The sequence below is a fragment of the Jiangella muralis genome (assembly GCF_001270745.1).
Classification (GTDB): domain Bacteria; phylum Actinomycetota; class Actinomycetes; order Jiangellales; family Jiangellaceae; genus Jiangella; species Jiangella muralis.
This window is the reverse complement of sequence record NZ_LFXL01000043.1, coordinates 15,018-33,680: the sequence shown is the minus strand read 5'-3', so window position 1 is coordinate 33,680 and position 18,663 is coordinate 15,018. Positions and strand designations below refer to the sequence as shown.

14 protein-coding genes and 1 tRNA gene are annotated in these 18,663 nt (G+C 73.4%); 8 read left to right on the top strand and 7 right to left on the bottom strand.

Going from position 1 to position 18,663, the window contains the following annotated elements; genetic code table 11:
- The first annotated feature begins 19 nt into the window (after nt 1–19).
- From ACW62_RS28975 to ACW62_RS28965, 3 genes are all read left to right on the top strand, one after another.
- Nucleotides 20–1,048 (top strand): LacI family DNA-binding transcriptional regulator, encoded by a 1,029-nt coding sequence (locus ACW62_RS28975; protein ID WP_053207606.1) that lies wholly within the window; start codon nt 20–22, stop codon nt 1,046–1,048.
- Nucleotides 1,049–1,120: 72 nt separating this feature from the next.
- Nucleotides 1,121–2,560, top strand: coding sequence for an L-fucose/L-arabinose isomerase family protein (locus ACW62_RS28970; protein WP_053207605.1), 1,440 nt, complete (start codon nt 1,121–1,123; stop codon nt 2,558–2,560).
- A 13-nt stretch (nt 2,561–2,573) separates the two neighbouring features.
- Entirely contained in the window at nt 2,574–5,132 is a 2,559-nt protein-coding gene (locus ACW62_RS28965; RefSeq protein ID WP_053207604.1) for an alpha-L-rhamnosidase, read from the top strand.
- On the opposite strand, the gene ACW62_RS28960 is transcribed toward ACW62_RS28965, so the two are convergent.
- From ACW62_RS28960 to ACW62_RS28950, 3 genes are read right to left on the bottom strand one after another with little or no spacing between them, the layout of a single operon-like run.
- A complete protein-coding gene (locus ACW62_RS28960; protein WP_169792146.1) occupies nt 5,133–5,909 on the bottom strand; it encodes a DUF4328 domain-containing protein in 777 nt (258 codons plus the stop codon).
- Between the two features lie 52 nt (nt 5,910–5,961).
- Complete coding sequence (locus tag ACW62_RS28955) at nt 5,962–6,765, bottom strand: alpha/beta fold hydrolase (RefSeq protein ID WP_053207602.1); 804 nt, start codon at nt 6,763–6,765, stop codon at nt 5,962–5,964.
- 47 nt (nt 6,766–6,812) lie between these two features.
- On the bottom strand, nt 6,813–7,847 hold the full coding sequence (locus tag ACW62_RS28950; protein ID WP_053207601.1) for a nucleoside hydrolase: 1,035 nt from the start codon (nt 7,845–7,847) through the stop codon (nt 6,813–6,815).
- Nucleotides 7,848–8,019: 172 nt separating this feature from the next.
- Between ACW62_RS28950 and ACW62_RS28945 the strand changes: the two genes are divergently transcribed.
- A complete protein-coding gene (locus ACW62_RS28945; RefSeq protein ID WP_053207600.1) occupies nt 8,020–8,550 on the top strand; it encodes a hypothetical protein in 531 nt (176 codons plus the stop codon).
- Nucleotides 8,551–8,796: 246 nt separating this feature from the next.
- On the opposite strand, the gene ACW62_RS34445 is transcribed toward ACW62_RS28945, so the two are convergent.
- Nucleotides 8,797–9,051 (bottom strand): hypothetical protein, encoded by a 255-nt coding sequence (locus ACW62_RS34445; RefSeq protein WP_157575054.1) that lies wholly within the window; start codon nt 9,049–9,051, stop codon nt 8,797–8,799.
- A 406-nt stretch (nt 9,052–9,457) separates the two neighbouring features.
- Nucleotides 9,458–9,530: transfer RNA gene (locus ACW62_RS28940), tRNA-Arg, on the bottom strand.
- Nucleotides 9,531–9,595: 65 nt separating this feature from the next.
- On the opposite strand from ACW62_RS28940, the gene ACW62_RS28935 reads away from it, so the two are divergent.
- The 3 genes from ACW62_RS28935 (at nt 9,596) to ACW62_RS28925 (ending at nt 11,968) form a co-directional block, all read left to right on the top strand.
- Nucleotides 9,596–10,555, top strand: a complete 960-nt coding sequence (locus tag ACW62_RS28935; RefSeq protein ID WP_053207599.1) for a pirin family protein — start codon at nt 9,596–9,598, stop codon at nt 10,553–10,555.
- A gap of 58 nt (nt 10,556–10,613) precedes the next feature.
- Nucleotides 10,614–11,183, top strand: coding sequence for a sigma-70 family RNA polymerase sigma factor (locus ACW62_RS28930; RefSeq protein WP_083460285.1), 570 nt, complete (start codon nt 10,614–10,616; stop codon nt 11,181–11,183).
- Between the two features lie 281 nt (nt 11,184–11,464).
- Entirely contained in the window at nt 11,465–11,968 is a 504-nt protein-coding gene (locus tag ACW62_RS28925; RefSeq protein ID WP_157575053.1) for a hypothetical protein, read from the top strand.
- A 76-nt stretch (nt 11,969–12,044) separates the two neighbouring features.
- Here the strand turns inward: ACW62_RS28925 and trpS are convergent, their stop codons facing one another.
- A complete protein-coding gene (trpS, locus tag ACW62_RS28920) occupies nt 12,045–13,094 on the bottom strand; it encodes a tryptophan--tRNA ligase (protein ID WP_053207596.1) in 1,050 nt (349 codons plus the stop codon).
- A gap of 154 nt (nt 13,095–13,248) precedes the next feature.
- Nucleotides 13,249–13,788, bottom strand: a complete 540-nt coding sequence (locus ACW62_RS28915) for a hypothetical protein (RefSeq protein WP_053207595.1) — start codon at nt 13,786–13,788, stop codon at nt 13,249–13,251.
- A 267-nt stretch (nt 13,789–14,055) separates the two neighbouring features.
- On the opposite strand from ACW62_RS28915, the gene ACW62_RS28910 reads away from it, so the two are divergent.
- The gene (locus tag ACW62_RS28910) at nt 14,056–18,648 is read left to right on the top strand and encodes a DUF4011 domain-containing protein (RefSeq protein WP_169792145.1); all 4,593 of its coding nucleotides are present in this window, start codon (nt 14,056–14,058) and stop codon (nt 18,646–18,648) included.
- Nucleotides 18,649–18,663: the final 15 nt, after the last annotated feature.

Sequence of the window (18,663 nt, the reverse complement as noted above, 5' to 3'; positions counted from 1 at the left end):
CGTCCACGAGAGGTGCGGGGTGAGCAGGAACAGGGCGAGCAGCCTGGCCGCCGTGGCCGAACTGGCCGGGGTGTCGACCGCGACCGTCTCGAACGCGCTGAACCGGCCCGAGATCGTGGCCGAGGCCACCCGCGAGCGGGTCTTCGCCGCGGCCCGCCAGCTCGGGTACGTCCCGAGCAGTGTCGCGGCCGCCCTGCGCCGGGGCATGAGCCGGATGATCGGGCTGGTGCTGCCCGACATCACCAACCCGTTCTACTCGGCCATCGCCGACGGTGTCGCCGACGCGGCCGACGAGGAGCGCTACGGCGTGGCACTGTGCGTCAGCCACGACGACCCGGTCCGCGAGCTGCGTCATTTCGAGCTGCTCGCCCAGCAGCGTGCCGTCGGCGCGCTCGTCGTCCCGCTCACGGCCGAGCCGTCGCGGCTGGCGACGCTGCGCAGCGTCGGCACCCATCTCGTGCTCGTCGACCGCATCGCCGAACGCGACGAGGGCTGCTCGGTGGCCATCGACGACGTGCTCGGCGGGCGCATCGCCGCCCACCACCTGCTGGCGACGCGCGGGCCGCGGCTGGCGCTGGTCAACGGCGCGCGCTCGATCGAGCAGTGCGAGAACCGGCGGGCCGGCGCGCGCAAGGCGCTGCGTCAGTCGGGCGTCGACCCGGACGGCATGATCGAGGTCACCGTCGACGACATGACCATCGAGGAGGGGCGGCGCGCCGGGGTGCGGCTGGCCGCGTCGCCGCAGCTGGCCGGCGTCTTCTGCACCAACGACCAGCTCGCCACCGGGGTGGTCCGGGGACTGTCCGAGCAGGGGATCCGGGTGCCGGAGGACGTCGCCGTCGTCGGCTACGGCGACCTCGCCCTCGCCACCGAGGGACCGCTCGGGCTGACCACGGTCGAGCAGCCGAAGTGGCTGCTGGGCCGCACCGCCGTCGAGAAGCTGGTCCAGGAGGTCGCCGACCAGCAGCTTGCCGGCGCCCAGCACCAGCACTCCGCGACGTTGTTCCAGCCCTCCCTCGTGGTCCGCGACAGCGCGCCGGCGGGGTGACCCGCGGGCCTGCCGCGCACGCCGTCGCACCGCCTGATTAAATCGTTCCAACCGCCGATCCGAAGGACCGCCATGACCGACCACGCCGCCCTGGACGAGCTGCTGCCGAGGAGACGACGCCGCACCACCCGCGTCGGCCTGGTGGCGGGCGGCCTCGGCACCTACTGGCCACAGTTCCCCGGCCTGCTGCCGCAGCTGCAGGAGTCCGCCCGCTACGTCTCCGACCGGTTCCGCCGCATGGACGCCGAGGTCGTCGACGCCGGCTTCATCTCCGACGCGCAGGAGGGCGCCGCCGCGGCCGAGCGGCTGCGGCGCGAGGACTGCGACCTCATCGTCATGTTCCTCAGCACCTACCTGACGGCGTCCATGGTGCTGCCGATCGCCCAGCGCTCCGGCGCTCCGGTGCTGGTCATCGACCTGCAGCCGAGCGAGAAGATGGACCACGCGGCGTTCGACACCGGTGCCTGGCTGGCCTACTGCGGCCAGTGCCCGGTGCCTGAGATGGGCAACGTGTTCCGCCGGGCCGGCATCCCGTTCCGCTCCGTGTCCGGCTGGCTGCGGCAGGAGTCGGCGTGGCGGCGGATCGAGCAGTGGGTCAACGCTGCACACGTCCGGGCGGCGCTGCGGCACGCGCGGCACGGCCTCATGGGCCACCTCTACCCGGGCATGCTCGACGTCTCGACCGACCTCACCCTGCTGCCCACCACGTTCGGGTCGCACGTCGAGGTGCTGGAGATCGACGACCTGCGGGTGCGGGTCGAGAAGGTCACCGACGACGAGACCCGCGAGCGCATGGACCTCACTCGGCGGCTGTTCACGCTGGACGACTCCGTCGACGACGCCGACTTCGCGTGGGGCGCGCGGGTGTCCGTCGGGCTGGACCGGCTGGTCGACGACTTCGAGCTGGACACCCTCGCCTACTACCACCGCGGCCTCGACGGCGAGCAGCACGAACGGCTCGGCGCCGGGCTGATCCTGGGCGCGTCGCTGCTCACCGCGCGCGGCATCCCGGCTTCAGGTGAGTACGAGCTGCGCACCACGGTCGCGCAGCTGGCGACGGACGTCGTCGGCGCGGGCGGCTCGTTCTGCGAGATCCAGGCGCTGAACTTCGAGGACGGCGTGGTCGAGATGGGCCACGACGGGCCGGCTCACCTCGCGGTGTCCGCGCGCGACCCGCTGCTCCGCGGCCTCGGCGTCTACCACGGCAAGCGCGGCTGGGGCGTGTCGGTCGAGTTCGACGTGCGGCCCGGTCCGGTGACGCTGCTCGGCCTGGGCCAGGACCGCGACGGGACGCTCGTATTCGTCGCGTCCGAGGGTACGGTCGTGAGCGGCCCGCTGCTCGCCATCGGCAACACCACGAGCCGGGTCTCCTTCGGGGGCGACCCGGGCGAGTGGGTCGACGCGTGGTCCGCGACCGGCGTCGGTCACCACTGGTCGCTGTCGGTCGGGCACCGGGCCGCGGACTACCGCGCCGCCGCCGACCTGCTGGGCATCCCGTTCCGGTCCGTCTGAGGAGGGTCTTTCCGTGCACATCGAGAGGTTCGTGGCCGAGTACGGCGCGCCCGAGCTGGGCATCGGCGTCGCGGCGCCCAGATTGTCCTGGTCCTGGTCCGGCGGGCCCGAGCAGACCGCGTACGAGCTGCGGCTGCGGCCGTCCGACGGTGACGTGTCGACGGTGCGGGTGGCCGGCAGCGGGCAGGTGTTCCAGCCGTGGCCGTTCCCGGAGCTGCGCTCGCGCGAGCGGGTCGAGGTCGAGGTGCGGGTCGAGGCCGGCGGTTCGTGGACGTCCTGGAGCGAGCCGCTGGTCGTCGAGGCCGGGCTGCTGCGGCCCGAGGACGTCACGGCCCGGTTCATCAGCCCGCGCGACGTCGGCGGTCTCGACGACGGTGCCGTCGCGCTGGTCCGCGACCTCGACCTCGCCGGGCCGGTGGCCTCCGCGCGGCTCTACATCACCGCGCACGGCGTGTACGACGCGTGGATCGGCGGCCGCCGGGTCGGCGACCACCAGCTGGCGCCCGGGTGGACGGCGTATGCGTCGCGGCTGCGCTACCAGACCTTCGACGTGACGTCGCACCTGCAGGGCGGCGGCCCGACGCGGCTCGCCGTCGGACTCGGCAACGGGTGGTATCGCGGGCAACTGACCTGGAACCTGCGTCGCGACCACTACGGCGACCGGCTGGCGCTGCTGGCCCAGCTGGAGATCGTCTACGCCGACGGCCGCCGCGAGATCGTGGTGACCGACGGCGGATGGCGGGCCGGTGCGACCGGCGTCCTCGCCGACGACCTCTACGACGGGCAGCGCACCGACCTGCGGCTGCCGCTCGTCCCGTCCGCTCCGGCGTCCGGGCCGGTCGACGTCCTGGAGTCCGACGCCGCGCGGCTGGTGGCACCGCTCGGCCCGCCGGTGCGCGAGGTGGCGACGGTGCCGGCCCGGGCCGTCCTCTCGTCGCCGTCCGGCGCCCAGCTGCTCGACTTCGGGCAGAACGTCGTCGGCTGGGTGCGGCTGCGGGTGACCGGGGCGCCGGGCCAGCAGGTCACCGTCCGGCACGCCGAGGTCCTGGAGGACGGTGAGCTGGGCGTGCGTCCGCTGCGCGATGCCAAGGCCACCGACACCTACGTCCTGTCCGGCGGCCCGGAGCTGCTGGAGCCGCGGTACACGTTCCACGGCTTCCGGTACGCCGAGGTCAGCGGCGCGTCCGTCGAGGCGTCCGACGCCGAAGCCGTCGTCGTCAGCTCCGACCTGCGCCGCACCGGCTGGTTCGAGTGCTCCGAGCCCGACCTCGAGCGGCTGCACGAGAACGTCGTCTGGGGCATGCGCGGCAACTTCGTCGACGTCCCGACCGACTGCCCGCAACGCGACGAGCGGCTCGGCTGGACCGGCGACATCCAGGTATTCGCCCCGACCGCCGCCTTCCTCTTCGACGTCGGCGGATTCCTCGGCTCGTGGCTGCGCGACCTCGCGGCCGAGCAGCGTCCCGACGGCGGCGTTCCGTTCGTCGTCCCCGACGTCGTGTACGAGCACATCGGCGGCCCGCGTCCCGGCGACCCGCCGCACTCGCCGCCCGCCGGCTGGGCCGACGCCGCCGTCCACGTGCCGTGGACGCTGTACGAGCGCTACGGCGACACCGGCGTGCTGGAGCGTCAGTACGACTCGATGCGGGCGTGGGTCGAGAAGGCGCGGTCGCTGGCCGGCGACTCCCTGCTCTGGGACACCGGCTTCCAGTTCGGCGACTGGCTCGACCCCGACGCCCCGCCGGACGACGCCGCCGCGGCCAAGGCCGACCCCGCCGTCGTCGCGACGGCGTACCTGGCCCGCAGCGCGCACCTGCTGGCGCGGACCGCGTCAGTGCTGGGGCGCGACGATGACGCCGCGCGGTACCAGAGCCTCGCGTCCGACGTCGTCCGCGCCTTCGGCCGGGCCTACGTCGGCGTGGACGGCGTCGTGCGGAGCGACTGCCAGACCGTCTACGCGCTGGCGATTGCGTGGGACCTGCTGGAGACGCCCGAGCAGCGCGCCGGTGCGGGGCGTCGCCTCGCCGAGCTGGTCCAGGCCGCGGACTTCCACGTCAGCACCGGTTTCCTGGGCACGCCGCTGGTGCTGGACGCGCTCTGCCGGGCCGGCCGCCCCGACCTCGCGCACTCGATGGTGCTCACCCGCACCGCGCCGTCCTGGCTGTACGCCGTCACGATGGGCGCGACGACGATCTGGGAGCGGTGGGACTCCATGCTGCCGGACGGCTCGATCAACCCCGGCGAGATGACGTCGTTCAACCATTACGCCTACGGCGCCGTCGCGGACTGGCTGCACCGCTGCGTGGCCGGGCTCGCGCCGGCGGCGCCCGGCTACCGCGAGATCTCGGTGCGGCCGCTGGTCACCGGGCAGCTCAGCCGCGCGGCGGCCCGCCACCTCAGCCCGTACGGCCCGGTCGCCGTCTCCTGGCGCCTCGACGGCGACACGTTCACCCTCGATCTGGACGTGCCTGCCGGCGTCACCGCGCGCCTCGACCTGCCGCTCGCCACCCAGCCCGTCGACACCGTCGGACCGGGGACGCACCAGTTCACCGGCGCGTGGCGGCGGCCCTGATCAGGGTGCCGGCGGCGGTGGCGGTGCGGGCGGGCCCGGCTGGACGGCGCCGCCGGTGGCCGCCAGCGCCGCGCCCTGGGCGGCGGTGAGCCGGCGCACCATGATCAGCCCCAGGACGGCGGCGGCCGCGAAGACGACCTCGCCGCCGGCCGCCAGCCAGTCGGCGTTCGCGAGATCCCGCACGGTGGGATCATCCCTGGGGCCGTCGACGCCGAGCTGTGCGGCCGTGCGGTCGATCAGGATGGCCGCGACGAACGCCACCCACCAGGCCACGACGATGCCCGCGCCGCGGCCGTCGGGGTTCGACGACCGGCTGGCGGTCCAGAGCTGCCGGACCGGGAGCACGAAGTTCGCCAGCGGCACGAACCAGCCGCCGATGGCCCACCCCGGCCCGAGCGCGCTACGCGATCCGAGCAGCCGGGCGTTCTGCGCGTGCCGGTACTGCCAGATGATGAAGAAGACGCCCAGAGCCAGGCCGACCACACCGTACGCCCACGTCCCGAGCCCGACGAGGTCGTAGGCCCGGGTCAGCCGGTCGGCGTCGACCGCGACATTGCTCGCCAGCAGGTCGGCCTCGGGCGACATGCCGAGGGCGTCCGACACCACCGACGCGCGGTTCGCGTAGGCGGCGGCGCTGGCCGCGGTCACGGCGGCGGCCAGCGCGAAGAGCACCGTCAGCGCCGTCGCCGGCATACGCAGGTCCGGTACCGGACCGGGTGCTCGGGTCCTGTCTCCGGAGACGTTCCGTGCCGCGCCCGGCTCGTCGTCGACGCTCATCCCGCTCCTCCGTTTCGACCGGAATGGCATACGTTATCCGGCCAGGGCCGGATCAGCGGTAGGTGTCGCGCAGCCAGCCGAGGACGTCCGGCCACTGTGCGCCGATGTCGTGGCCGGCGCCGGGGACCACCGTGAGGGTCGCGCCGGCGATCCGCTCCGTCATCCAGCTGACCCCGGCCAGCGGGATGTTGTCGTCCAGCTCGCCGTGCCAGACCCGCGTCGGCGTGTCGACCTGGCCGAGCAGGGGCGACCAGTCGGTGTTGTTGAGCAGGTGGTCCTCGACGTAGGCGGCGTGGCCCTGCCGGAACGCCTCGGAGAGGAACTCCAGCCACCAGTCCGACCGCGTGATGCCGGTCGACTCGAAGAACGCGTCGGGGTCGTCGCGCAGCCACTCCTCGAACTGACGTCCCCGCGCGACCAGCCCCGCCTCGTCCAACGGCACGACATCACCGTGGACGGGCGCGACCGACGGCACCCCCGCGGCGACCAGTGCCAGCCCCGTGACGCGGTCCGGCAGGGCGGCCGCCGTCGCCACGGCGAACGGCCCACCGCCGGACGATCCCAGCACCCCCGCCCTCTCCACTCCCACCGCGTCGAGCAGTTCCCGCGCGTCGTCCGCCCACCCGGCGACGGTCCGGCCGGGGCTCGGGTCGGACCGCCCGAAGCCGGGTCGCTCCGGCGCGATGACGCGCACGCCCGCCGTCACCGCCACCTCGTGGTCGTCGGGGTGCGGGATCCGTGAATGCGGTGTGCCGAGGCAGGACAGCACCGGCACGCCGTCCGCGTCGCCGATGTCGGAATAGGCCAGGACACGGGAGTCTCGCAACACCACCCGCGTCGTCTCGGTCGACGTCATCGCGCCACCTTCCCACGTCGCCCGGTGCCTCAGCACCGCGTCGGCGTTCAGCGGTTCCCGTTGAGGGTGGTCAGGAAGCGCTGTTCGAAGTCCGCGGCGTTGGCCGCGGTGGCGAACACGACCGGCCAGCCGGTGGGGGAGAGCACGGTGCGCCCCGCCTGCGGGCCGGTGGTGATGACGTCGAGGCGTCCGGTCTCGAAGGTGACGATTCCGCGGTGGATGATGCTCATCGCGGTGAGCGGGTCCCACCAGGACATGATTCCGAGGTCGATCAGGGGTGCGACTTCGGGGTGGCTGACCAGTCCGTACACGATGTCGGCGGCGGGGGTGCGGCGTTCGGCGCCCAGGTGCTGGACGAACTGCGGCGTGATCGGGACGTCGTTGGTGGCGTCGAGGGGGACCAGCCGGGCCAGGTTGCGCAGCGCCGCGCGGGAGGCGGGCGGATCGATCCAGTAGTTGAACTCCTGGCTTCCGTCGAATTCAGGTGGTGTGCCACAGCACAGATTGCCGGTCACCCGCACCGCGCCGCCCATCGAGGTGACGCGGTTCGGTCCGAGCCGGGCTGCTGTGATGTTGGACAGCGGTCCGGTGGCGACCACGTGGGCCGCCGGGTCCCGGGCGACGATCTGGCGGATCAGCTCGGACGCGCGGATCCGGGACGGCGCTTCGCTGGCGGTACAGCCGGCGAGGACGTCCTCGAAGACCCGGTCGAAGGTCTGGCGCAGTTCGGCGGGGAAGGCGTTGGGCGCGGTGTCGGATCCGTCGGCTACCTGGACGTCGCGCAGGCCGAGTCGTTGCAGCAGGCAGCGGGCGTGCCGGATGGCGCGGCCCGGCAGGCCGTTGCCGTTGTTCGTCACGGTGACGGCGCGAAGATCGATGCGGCCGAGCCGGTCTTCCTGCGCGAGATAGGCCAGGGTCGCCGCGTCGTCGAAGTCCATGTCGGAGTCGAAGATCACGACCGGTGGCTGGGGTTCGGTGGTGGTGTCCGCGGGCGCGGGGGCTGCGTGGCCGGTGACCGGGGCTGTTGTCAGCGCTGCCGCGAGGACCAGCGCTGCGGTGACACGGGTGAAGGTGCGGCTCATCGCCACGGCAAGGGTCCTCTCGTCGACGTGGTGCGATTGTGGCCGCCGCCGTCTTCATCGCAGCTTCATGGCGGCTTCACTGCCGCCCAGGTTGTCGCGCGCACCTCAGGGCGTCGGCGTGAAGCATCACTGAAGCCAGTGTGAAAACCGGAACTCCTAACCTCGCCGAGAAATGTCCATCGAGCACGGGGAAACCATGAAGATGAGAATGTCCGCAGCTGTAGCCGTCCTGGCCTTGGCGATCGCGGGAATCGGTGGAACGGCGCAAGCGGCTGAGCGGGCGGAATCGTCCGCGGACAAGACCGCAGCCCAGGTTGCTGACGGGCCGACCGCGGCAGCGGCGGCTCGGGGTGGTGCGCTCAATATGAAGAGGCTCATGCTCCGATTCCCGGCTCCTGCCGGCGCGGAATCCTGCACCAGGAGGACCATCACTCTCCAGGCCGGCACGTACCGGTGGGAGACCGCCGCCAGCAGCGCCGGCACCAGAGTGCGCACGATCGACCTCAAGGCCGGCAAGTATCGGTGGGTCGATTGCATCCACCACTTCGATCGCGCCAGCGGTATCGACGTGTACCGGCACCAATCCGCGTTGCAGAACGTCCGGACCGGCGGTTGGGCACGTCTGCCCAACAACTGGCTCCAGAACGGCGGGAAGCCCGGCTACGTCTACTCCTGGTACGGGAGCAAGCTCACTCAGTTGTGACCGGCGAGCACCCGTCGGCGCGGCGCGAATTCCTGCCGGGTGCAAGCTGAATGCATGACATGCCACGCTCGCAGTGCTCGAACATTCATGAGTGCTGCGAGCGTGGCGCAACGTGCCCATGTGTGCTGAGTCATGAGTTCGCAGTTCGAACAGACCATCCGGCGGACCCGACCTGCCGCAGCCCGATCCGCAGCGGCACCTGGCCTGGGACCATCGCGACGGGCGATTGCCCGGTTCTGCTCGGAACTATGCGTCGGCCAAGACGCGGATGATCCGTATCGAAGCCGATGGGATAGCGGCCGTCACTCCCGCTGCCATGCTCCGCGCAGCAACCTCGTCATCGAGGACAACGATTGCGTGTGCCCTACCTGCATCATCCGGAGCTTGCCCCCAGTATCCGCGCACGAACCCTGGATGCTGTTTGACCGTCTCGACAATATGAGCGAGCTGCTGCGCATCGAGGGCCTCTTCCACAGGCCAATCGCCGATGATGGCGAACATCAAATGAACCTCCACGTAGATCGAACTCGAATACGCAGGCTAGCGACATGACGGCGAGCAACGGCCAGTAGGTCGAGGTGACGAGGCACGCCGGCGTCGGCGGGGCGGTGTGGGTCCGCTGGTCGACCCGTCCACGTCAGCCGGGTGGGTCGGGCCGTCCCCCTCATGCCGCGCTTGTCCGGCCCCCACTCCGCGAGTCAAGGGCACTCCGCTGCGCTCTCTGTGTCGCTTCGCGATCTTCGACCTTGTCACGCTCCACTCCGGCCTTGGGGCGCCAGTCATGAGGAGGACGGGGAGGCGTGAGGGTGGGGCGGCGGTCCGGTCGTGCACCATACGTGCAACTTCGGACGGCGATCCCCGGTCTCTCACGGTCGACCAGCGTCGAACGAATGCGCTGGTCAGAGAGTGCCCCCGGCAGGATTCGAACCTGCGACCCTCCGCTTAGGAGGCGGATGCTCTATCCCCTGAGCTACGAGGGCGGGCTGCGCCAGTCTATCCGCCGCGCACCGGCGGCGACGGCGGGTCGGCGTCTACCCTCGGGAGGGTGAGCAACCTGGATGCGCGTCCTGCGGAGACCCGGTGTCGGACCGGTGGTCAGGAGGGGCCGGCGAGCCGGGTGCTGGAGCCGCGCGAGGTGCCGTTGGGCGGGATCCGGGCGATGCGGGTCAACCGCACGTTGCCGCACCGCCAGCTTCCCACCGTCGGGGCGTGGTGCTTCCTGGACCAGTTCGGTCCGCAGCGCACGGACATGGTCGTGTTGCCGCATCCGCACACCGGCCTGCAGACGGTCACCTGGCCGGTGCGGGGCGAGATCCGCCACCGCGACAGCGTGGGCAGCGACGTCGTGGTGCGGCCGGGGCAGTTGAACCTGATGACGAGCGGGCCGGGCATCGCGCACTCGGAGATCTCGCTGGGCGAGGCGCCGCTGTTGCATGGCCTGCAGCTGTGGGTCGCGCTGCCGGAGGGCGCCGCCGCGGTGCCGGGGTTCGAGCAGCACACCGACCTCCCGGTGTACGACGGCGACGGCGTGCGCGCGACGGTGGTGGCGGGGGAGCTGGCCGGGACGACATCGCCGGCCACGACGTACAGTCCGCTGCTCGGCGCCCAGCTCGACGTCGAGGGGACGGCGACGCTGCCGGTGCGGTCCGACTTCGAGCACGCCATCCTGGTGCTGACGGGGCGGGCGACGGTCGCCGGGACGGGGCTGGAGGCGGGGCCGCTGCTGTACCTCGGCACCGGACGCACCGAACTGACCATCCACGCGCACGACGACGACACGACGCTGTTCCTGCTGGGCGGCGAGCCGTTCCCGGACGACCTCGTCATGTGGTGGAACTTCGTCGGCCGCAGCCACGAGGACATCGTCGCCGCGCGGGACGAATGGGAGCGGCCCGGCCAGCACCGTTTCGGCACCGTCGCCGGCCATGGCGCCGACCGCATCCCCGCCCCTCCACTCCCACCGGTCCGCCTCACCCCGCGCCGCCGCCGTCCACCAGCGAGTTGAGCCCGGACCGTACCCTTCCGGCCGCTCCGGGCGATGACGCCGGTGAGTCGCGTCGCACATCCGGGAGGGGTCACTGGTCATCGGAGCGGACTTCGACGAGATCCTTGCCGCGGCGCGCGTCGGTGCGCCGTGGGCGTTCGAGCGCCTGTACGCCGACCTCGCGCCGGTCGTGGGCGGCTACGCGCGGCTGCAGGGATCGGACGAGCCCGAGGACGTCACCAGTGAGGTGTTCCTCGGCGTCTTCGCCGGCCTGTCGTCGTTCACCGGATCGGAGCAGCAGTTCCGGTCCTGGGTCTTCACCATCGCCTATCGCCGGGTGACCGACGAGCGGCGCCGGCGGTCCCGGCGTCCGCTGATCGTGGACGACGGCCCGGAGATCGGCGAGCAGGTGGGCGGCGACGCGGAGGAGGACGCCCTCGCTCAGCTGGGCCGGCGGCGCGTGCACGAGTTGTGCGCGGGCCTGTCGGACGACCAGCGTGAGGTGGTGCTGCTGCGGATCCTCGGCGACCTGAGTGTCGACGAGGTCGCCGGCATCGTCGGCAAATCTGCGGGAGCGGTCAAGGCGCTGCAGCGCCGGGGGCTGACCGCGTTGCGGCGGCAACTCGACCGGAAGGGCGTATCCGCATGAGCGGCGCCGGCGATAACAGAGCTGACATGACACCAACGACCGTTCCTGACGACGCGACCCTCGAGGCGATCCTCCGCGGTGTACGGATGCCGCCCGGCGGCCATGACCTGACGGCGTTGTCGGACGCGGTCGAAGCCATTCGAAGGAGTGCAGATGAAGCCGTTCCCCCAACGGCTGAACTCGCCCGCCGCATCGCACGGGGCGACTTCGCCGGAGTCGCGCCGTCGCCGCTGCCGCACGGACGCACCGTCCGCGACCGGCTCGGCCGGAGGGTGGCGGCGATGAGTATGCGGACCAGAGCGGCCGTCGTGCTGGCGGCCATCTTCACCAGCTTCACCGGCGTCGCCGCCGCCGGAGCGCTGCCCGACGCCGCGCAGCAGCGGGTCGAGTCGGTGATCGAGACGGTGACGCCGATCTCGTTCGACGAGCCCGGCGAGTTCGGCCAGGACGTCGCCGAGGACGCCCAGGACGGCGGCGTCGACGGCCAGGAGGTCAGCGAGGACGCGCAGGAGTTGGGCGGCAAGCCCGACGACCCAGGCGAGGGCCACGAACCGGTGCTGCCCGACCTGCCGACGACCGTACCGACGACGCCCGGCGAGCACCGTCCGGACGATCCGGGCCGTCCCGACGACCGTCCGAGCGCCGACCCGACCCATCCGCCCGCCGACCCGGCGGAGCCGCCCGTTTCCCCCGACGAGCGGCCCGCCGACCCCGCCGATCCGCCGTCCGGAACGGAGGATCGGCAGCCCACCGAGCTCCCTGAGCCCGGTGAGCAGCGGCCCTGACGATCAGTCGGCCGCACCGGGCGCGTCCGGCGAACCCACCCTCGCCGGACGCGCCCCCATTTGCCCGGACGCCTCTTCAATAGGCCGTCATCCCGAGCGCCTCCTGCACGTCCGCCAGCGTCGCCGCCGCCATCGCCGTCGCCCGTTCGGCGCCCGCCGCCAGCAGCGACCCGACCAGCCCGGGGTCGGCCGCGTACGCCGCCCGCCGCTCCCGCACCGGCCGCAACTCTTCGTTCACGACGTCGATGACCAGCGCCTTCAGCAGCGCCGAGCCGCCACCGCCGACCTGCGCCGCGACCTCGTCCGGCGCGACGCCCAGGCACAGCGCGGCGATCTCGACCAGCGACGACACGCCTGGCCGCTCGACGGGGTCGTAGGTGATGTCGCGGCGGCCGTCGGTGACCGAGCGCCGGATCAGCCGCGCCGTCTCGTCCGCGCTCGCCTTCAGCGCGATCGTGTTGCCGCGGCTCTTGCTCATCTTCCGCCCGTCGACGCCGACCAGCCGCGGTGCCGGCGACAGCAGCGCCTGCGGTTCACGGAAGACGGCGCGCCCGCCGGCGTACCGCTCGTTGAACCGCCGCGCGACCAGCCGGGTCTGTTCGACGTGCGGCAGCTGGTCGTCGCCGACGGGCACCAGGTTGCCGTGGCAGAACAGGATGTCCGCGGCCTGGTGGACGGGGTAGGTGAGTAGCAGGCCGCTGATCGACGCCAGCCCGGACGCGGCCGCCTCCTCCTTGACGGTCGGGTTGCGCTGCAGCTCCGCCACGGTCGTCAGGGAGAGGAACGGCAGCAGCAGCTGGTTCAGCGCCGGCACCGCGCTGTGCGCGAACACCGTCGTGTGGTCCGGGTCGACGCCGGCCGCGAGGTTGTCCAGGACGACCTCGCGCACGTTCGCCGCGATCTCGCCGGGCGACAGCCGGTCGGTGATCACCTGGTAGTCGGCGACGACGAGGAAGGTCTCGACGCCCTGACGCTGCAGCCGGACGCGGTTGAGCAGCGTGCCGAAATAGTGGCCGAGGTGCAGCGATCCGGTCGGCCGGTCGCCGGTGAGGACGCGGTACCGCGACGGGTCCGCCGCGATGTCGGCCGGGTCGGCCAGCAGCGGTGTGTCGAGGGTGAGGGTCATGACGCTCTCCGTTCGGTGGCAGGGCCACCGCGAGAGCTGTCACCTGGTCGGCCGCCGTCGCGGCGGCCGATGAACATGCTGAAGGGGGCCGCCTACGAAGGCAGCCACCACACCAGCACGAGGGACTTCACCCCTCCACCTTACCGTGGCGGCGTCAGCCGATCGGCGCGCAGTTCGCCCCGAGTTGCGTCATCCCGGCGACGAACCCGGCGGTCAGCTCGGCGGCCTGGGTGATCTGGTCCTGGGTCACCTCGGCGGACGTGTCGGTCAGCGCGGCCCACGCCTGCGTGGCCTGGTCACCGGCGGTGACGGTGGCGCCGGCCTGCGCCTGTTCCGTCTCCTCGGCCGGCACCGGCACGTCATGCACGGCGGCGACGAGCGCGCTCGTCCCGGCCGAGACCGCGGCGAGGTTGGCGACGTCCAGCCGCACCTCGGGACCCTGCGCCATGATCGGCTGCTCCGCCGCCACCGTGGTGCAGGCGTCGGTGACGCCGGCGGCCCAGTCCGTGAGCGTCCCGGACGGACGCGGGTCGCTGTCCGCGGCGGTGTCGTCCGATCCGCCGGACGCGACCAGCAGCACGCCGGCTACGGCCGCCACCAGCAGGAACACCGCGGCCACCCCGAGGGTGAGACGGGTTCGGCGTGGCGGCGGACGGTGGGCGACGGCCGAGGGGACGTCCTCGAGCAGTTTCACGACTCACACCTTTCGAGCCTGGCTTGGTTCCGGATCTCGCGCGTGCCGGAACCCTCGCCCCCCGTGGACCGGCGCCACTTTAGGCCATGACGATGATCGGCATGGCACATACCCGCTCGCGCGTCGTCCACCGGGTGCGACAAACCGGACGGCCTGCGGTTAAACCTGTGCACGTATTCGGCTTGCCTCCCCACATGAGCGGGCTTCGCGAACTAGCCTCCGGGGTGTGAGGCATCCGGTTCCCCAGCTACCGATCCCGTGAGCGCGGTGCGCAGCGACGCCGTCGCCGGCCCCGTTCCGACCCGGGCGGAGCTGGTCGCTCACGCCGTCGAACGGTGGAGCGGCGACCTCGCGGCGCTCGGTGGGCGGGATCCGCTGCTGTCCTACCGCGACCTCAAGGTGGGCACGCTCGACCTCGCGGCCGCCGAGCCCGAGGCGCGCAAGCTGTTGCTCGAGGGCGCGCCGGTCCTGGTCTCCAAGCTGTTCCCCTACGAGCCGCTGCGGACGTCGGCGCTGCGGTCGGTGCGGGCCATCCGCGACAAGTCCCGCGAGCTGGCCGAGGATCGCGGGATCGCCGTCAGTTACCTCGCCGTCGGCATCGCGACCTGGGCGAACCCGTTCGCGGCCCGGCGGCCGACGGCGCCGGTCATGCTCCGATCGGCGGTCGTCGAGGCGCGCGACCCGGCCGAGACCGACTTCACCATCACCGTCGCCGACGACCCGTTCGTCAACCCGGTGCTGCTGTGGGCGCTGGACTCCCAGCTCGGGCTCCGCTTCGCCACCGACGACCTGCGCGACCCGGCCGGCCGGCTGCGGTACGCGACGGTGGTCGAGCGGCTGCGCGAGTTCGCCCCGCCGCACGTCGTCGACGGGTTCGCCATCGCGCACCGGGCGGTGCTGGCGACGTTCACCACGATCCCGCTGGCGCTCAGCCGTGACCTCGCCGCACTCGGCGTCGACCTGCAGCGCAACGATGTCGTGGCCGCGCTGGCCGGCGACTCCGCCGCGCTGTCCGCCGTCACGCGCGCCGGCAGCCCCGCTGAGCTGCGTTACCGCGTCCTCGACACCGACACCGAGCAGGACGAGGTGGTCGCGGCCGCCGCCGGCGACGGCCACCTGCGGGTCGCCGCCGCGCCCGGCACCGGCCGCACGCAGACCGTCGCGGCGCTGGTGTCCGAGCTGGTCGGACGGGGCCAGCGGGTGCTCGTCGTGGGCGAGAAGCGGGCCGTCCTCGACGACCTCGTCGCCCGCCTCGACTCCGTCGGCCTGCGCGACGTCGTTCTCGACGCGGGGCGCACGCCGCCCGCCGCCGCCGTCCAGCAGATCGCCGAGACCGCCCGCCGGCTGCAGCGGGCCCGGCCGGGCGAGTTCGAGCACATCACGCCCGGCACCGCCGCCGCGCTGGCCACGGACCTCGACGCCTACCGCGACGCGATCCACGTCATCCGCCAGCCGTGGGGCTCGACGGCGCACGAGGCGATGGTGCTGGTCGCGACGGCGCAGGAGTTCGCCCGCACGCCGGCGCGGGTCGACCCCGACGTCCTCGGGCGGGCCGGCAGCACGGCGCACGTCCGGCTGCAGCTGCGCGACTTCGCCAACATCGAGGGCCTGACGCTGACGGAGTCGGGCTCGCCGTGGTTCGGCTCCGACGTCCCCGACATCCGGGCCGCCGACGCGCTCTTCGGCACGGTCACCGAACTACGCGAACGGGCGCTGCCACGGCTGAAGAACGCCGCCACCCGGGCCGCCGTCGAGGTCGGGCTGGCCGGGCCGGGCACCATCGCCGAGTGCCTCGAGACCGTCGACCTGCTGGCGTCGGTAGGGCGGACCATCGAGACGCTGGGCACGCAGATCTGGGACGAGCCGCTCGACGAGCTGGCCGCCGCCACCGGCGACCGCGCCTACCGTGCGGCGCAGGGCGCCGAGTCCGGCTTCCTCACCCGGCGCAAGCTGCGCAAACGGCTCGCCGACCGCACCGGCAAGGCGGGCCGGCAGCACCGTCCGCGCCAGCACGAGGGCCTGATCGCCGCGCGCCAGCAGCTGGCCACGTGGCGCGAGCGGTCCCGCGACGGCAAGCCGCCGCGCACCGGGCCGCACCTCGCCAACGCCGTCGACGCCGCGAAGGGCGTCCGGCACGCGCTGGCCACGCTCGCCGACGGCAACCCGCGCACCGCCGACCTCGAGCACCTCTCCTTCGCCGACGTCGCGAAGCGGCTGGACGAGCTGATCGCCGACGCCGGCCACCTGCGCTCGCTGCCGCGGCTGTACGAGCTGCAGGCCGAGTTGTCCGCGGCCGGGCTGGACGACCTCATCGCCGAGCTGCGCCGGCGCGGACTGGGCGCCGACCAGGTCGAGGCGGTCTTCGACTACGCCTGGTACTCGTCGCTGCTGGACCTGTGGCGCTCCACCGACCCCGCGCTCGGCCGGTTCGACCGGTATGCGCACGACCGGCGGCTGGAGGAGTTCCGGGCCGCCGACATGGTCGAGGTGCGGGCCGCCGCCGGACGCGTCCTCGAGGCGCGGCGGGCCCGGTTCGCCGACGTCGCCGCGCAGCACGAGGGCCAGACCGCCGTCCTGGCCGAGTCGCCCGACAGCGCGCTGCCGGCCACGCCGCGCGCGCTGGTCGAGGAGGCGCCGGAGCTGGCGCTGGTGACCGTCCCGTGCTGGGTCGCGTCGCCGCTGTCCGTCGCCGAGCTGCTGCCGCCGCGGCCGCTGTTCGACGTCGTCGTGGTCGAGGACGCCGGACGGCTCGCCGTCGCCGAGGCGGTCTCGGCGCTGGCCCGCGGCGCCCGCGTCATCCTCGTCGGCGACGACGACATCGCGCGGCCGCCATTCACCATCGCCGTCGAGCCCGCGCCGGACCCCGACGAGCAGGAGGGGCCCTGGGCGCAGGAGCCGCCCGCCTCCGTCGTCGACCTGCTCCGCGACGCCCTGCCTGAGCGGCTGCTCACCGGGCAGCACCGGGTCCGCGACGACCGCCTCGTCGGCTTCGCCGCTCGCACGACTCACGCGGCCCGCCTGACGACCGTCCCCGGCGTCGGCGGCGCCGACCGCGTGACCATGGAGATCGTCGACTCCGACCCCATCGCCGACGACCCCGTCGACAGTTCGTCCGACGAGGTCGGCCGGGTCGTCGAGCTGGTCCTGGACCACGTCCGCAAGCGTCCGCACGAGAGTCTCGGCGTCGTCACGCTCGGCCCGCGGCACGCCGAGCGGCTGGACGCGGCGCTGCGGCACGCGCTGATCCGGGCCCCCGAGGTCGCGCCGCACCTGCGCGGCGATCGTGCCGAACCGTTCTTCATCAAGGACGTCGAGCGGGTCTCCGGCGACGTCCGCGACGCGATCATCCTGACGCTCGGCTACGGCCGGTCGGTCGATGGGCGCATTCTGTACCGCTTCGGCGCCCTGGGGCGCCCCGGCGGCGAGCGACGGCTCAGCGCGGCGACGCTGTGCTCGCGCGAGCGGCTCACCGTCGTGGCGACGTTCGGCGCCGACGACCTCAGCCCGCGGCGGCTGACGACGCCCGGTGCGCAGGCGCTCGGGCAGTTCCTGGCGTACGTGCAGAAGGGGCCGCAGCCCGACTGGGTCGAGGGTGCCACGGCGGCGCCGGGCCGGTCCGGGCTGCTCGCCGAGACCGTCGCCGAGCGGCTCCAGGCGGCCGGCGTCGAGGCGGAGATCGTGCTCGGCCACGGCGGGCCCGGCGGTGTCGCCGTCGCGGTCCGGCACCCGACGCGGCGGTCGCGGTTCGTGCTGGCGGTCGAGACCGACGGCGAGACGTACGCGGCCCGGCGCAGCGCGCGGGAGCGGGAGCGGCTGCGGCAGGAGCAGTTGATGCGGCTGGGCTGGGCGGTGCACCGCATCTGGTCGGCGGCGTGGGCGGCCGACCCGGACGCGGAGACCGAGCGGCTGCTGGCCACGTACGAGCAGGCCGTCCGCGATGCCGACGCCTACGACTGGGCCGTCGCGGCGGCCGAGGCCGACATCGTCGCGGGGATGCCGGAGGATGAGCCGGTGTCCGCGCAGGGGACCGTCGCCGCTCAGCGCCCGCCGGTCGGTCAGCGATCCGTGTCTACGGCCAAGGGGACCCAACGGCCAGCTTCCGGCCAGACCACCGCGACCGACCCGGCGACGGCTGCGGGCAACTCGGCGACGGGCGGCGGTCAGGGCGCGGGTGAGGCGGCTGCGGGCGGCGACGCCGCGGCGGACCCGGCGGCAGGCGCGGCCGCGACAACTGACGGCAAGACGGCGGCAGCGGGTGCGACGACCGCTGGCGCCGGAGTGGCAGCGGCAGGGAGCGCCGAAGCAGCGGATCAGCCGACCGCAAGCGCCTCGTCGACCGCTCCCGGCACGTCGAATGCCGGCGGCAGGGCCGAGAAGGCCGGCCCGCCAGCGGCGGACGACGGCGCGTCGGCGAACGGCAACGCCGCGGCCGCTGGTCAGAAGGGCGCGGGCGGCGCGTCGACGGCGGCCGGCGGAGCCGCTGCGCCCGCTGGCCGGAAGGGCGCCGGCGGCGAGGCGTCGGCGGCCGGCAGCACCACCGCGGCACGCGGGACGACCGCGGGCTCGCGGACCGCCGCCGGCCCCGAACCCGTCCGCTCGTCCGATTCCGACGCGGAGCCCGAGCCGGTGCGTCAGGGCAACCGGCCGCTGATCGTGAGCGGCCGGTCGATCAGTGACTACACCGGCCGCGAACTGGCGGCGCTGGCCCGCTGGACCGAGTCCGACGGCGTCGCCCGCCGCGTGGACGACGTGGTCGGGCTGCTCGCTACGGACCTCACCCTCGACGTCGCCGACGCCCGCACCGCCGACGTCCTCCGCCACGCCGTCCGCGTCGCCCGCGCCGGCTCGCCTGCAGCGTAGGGACCGCCCCACCCT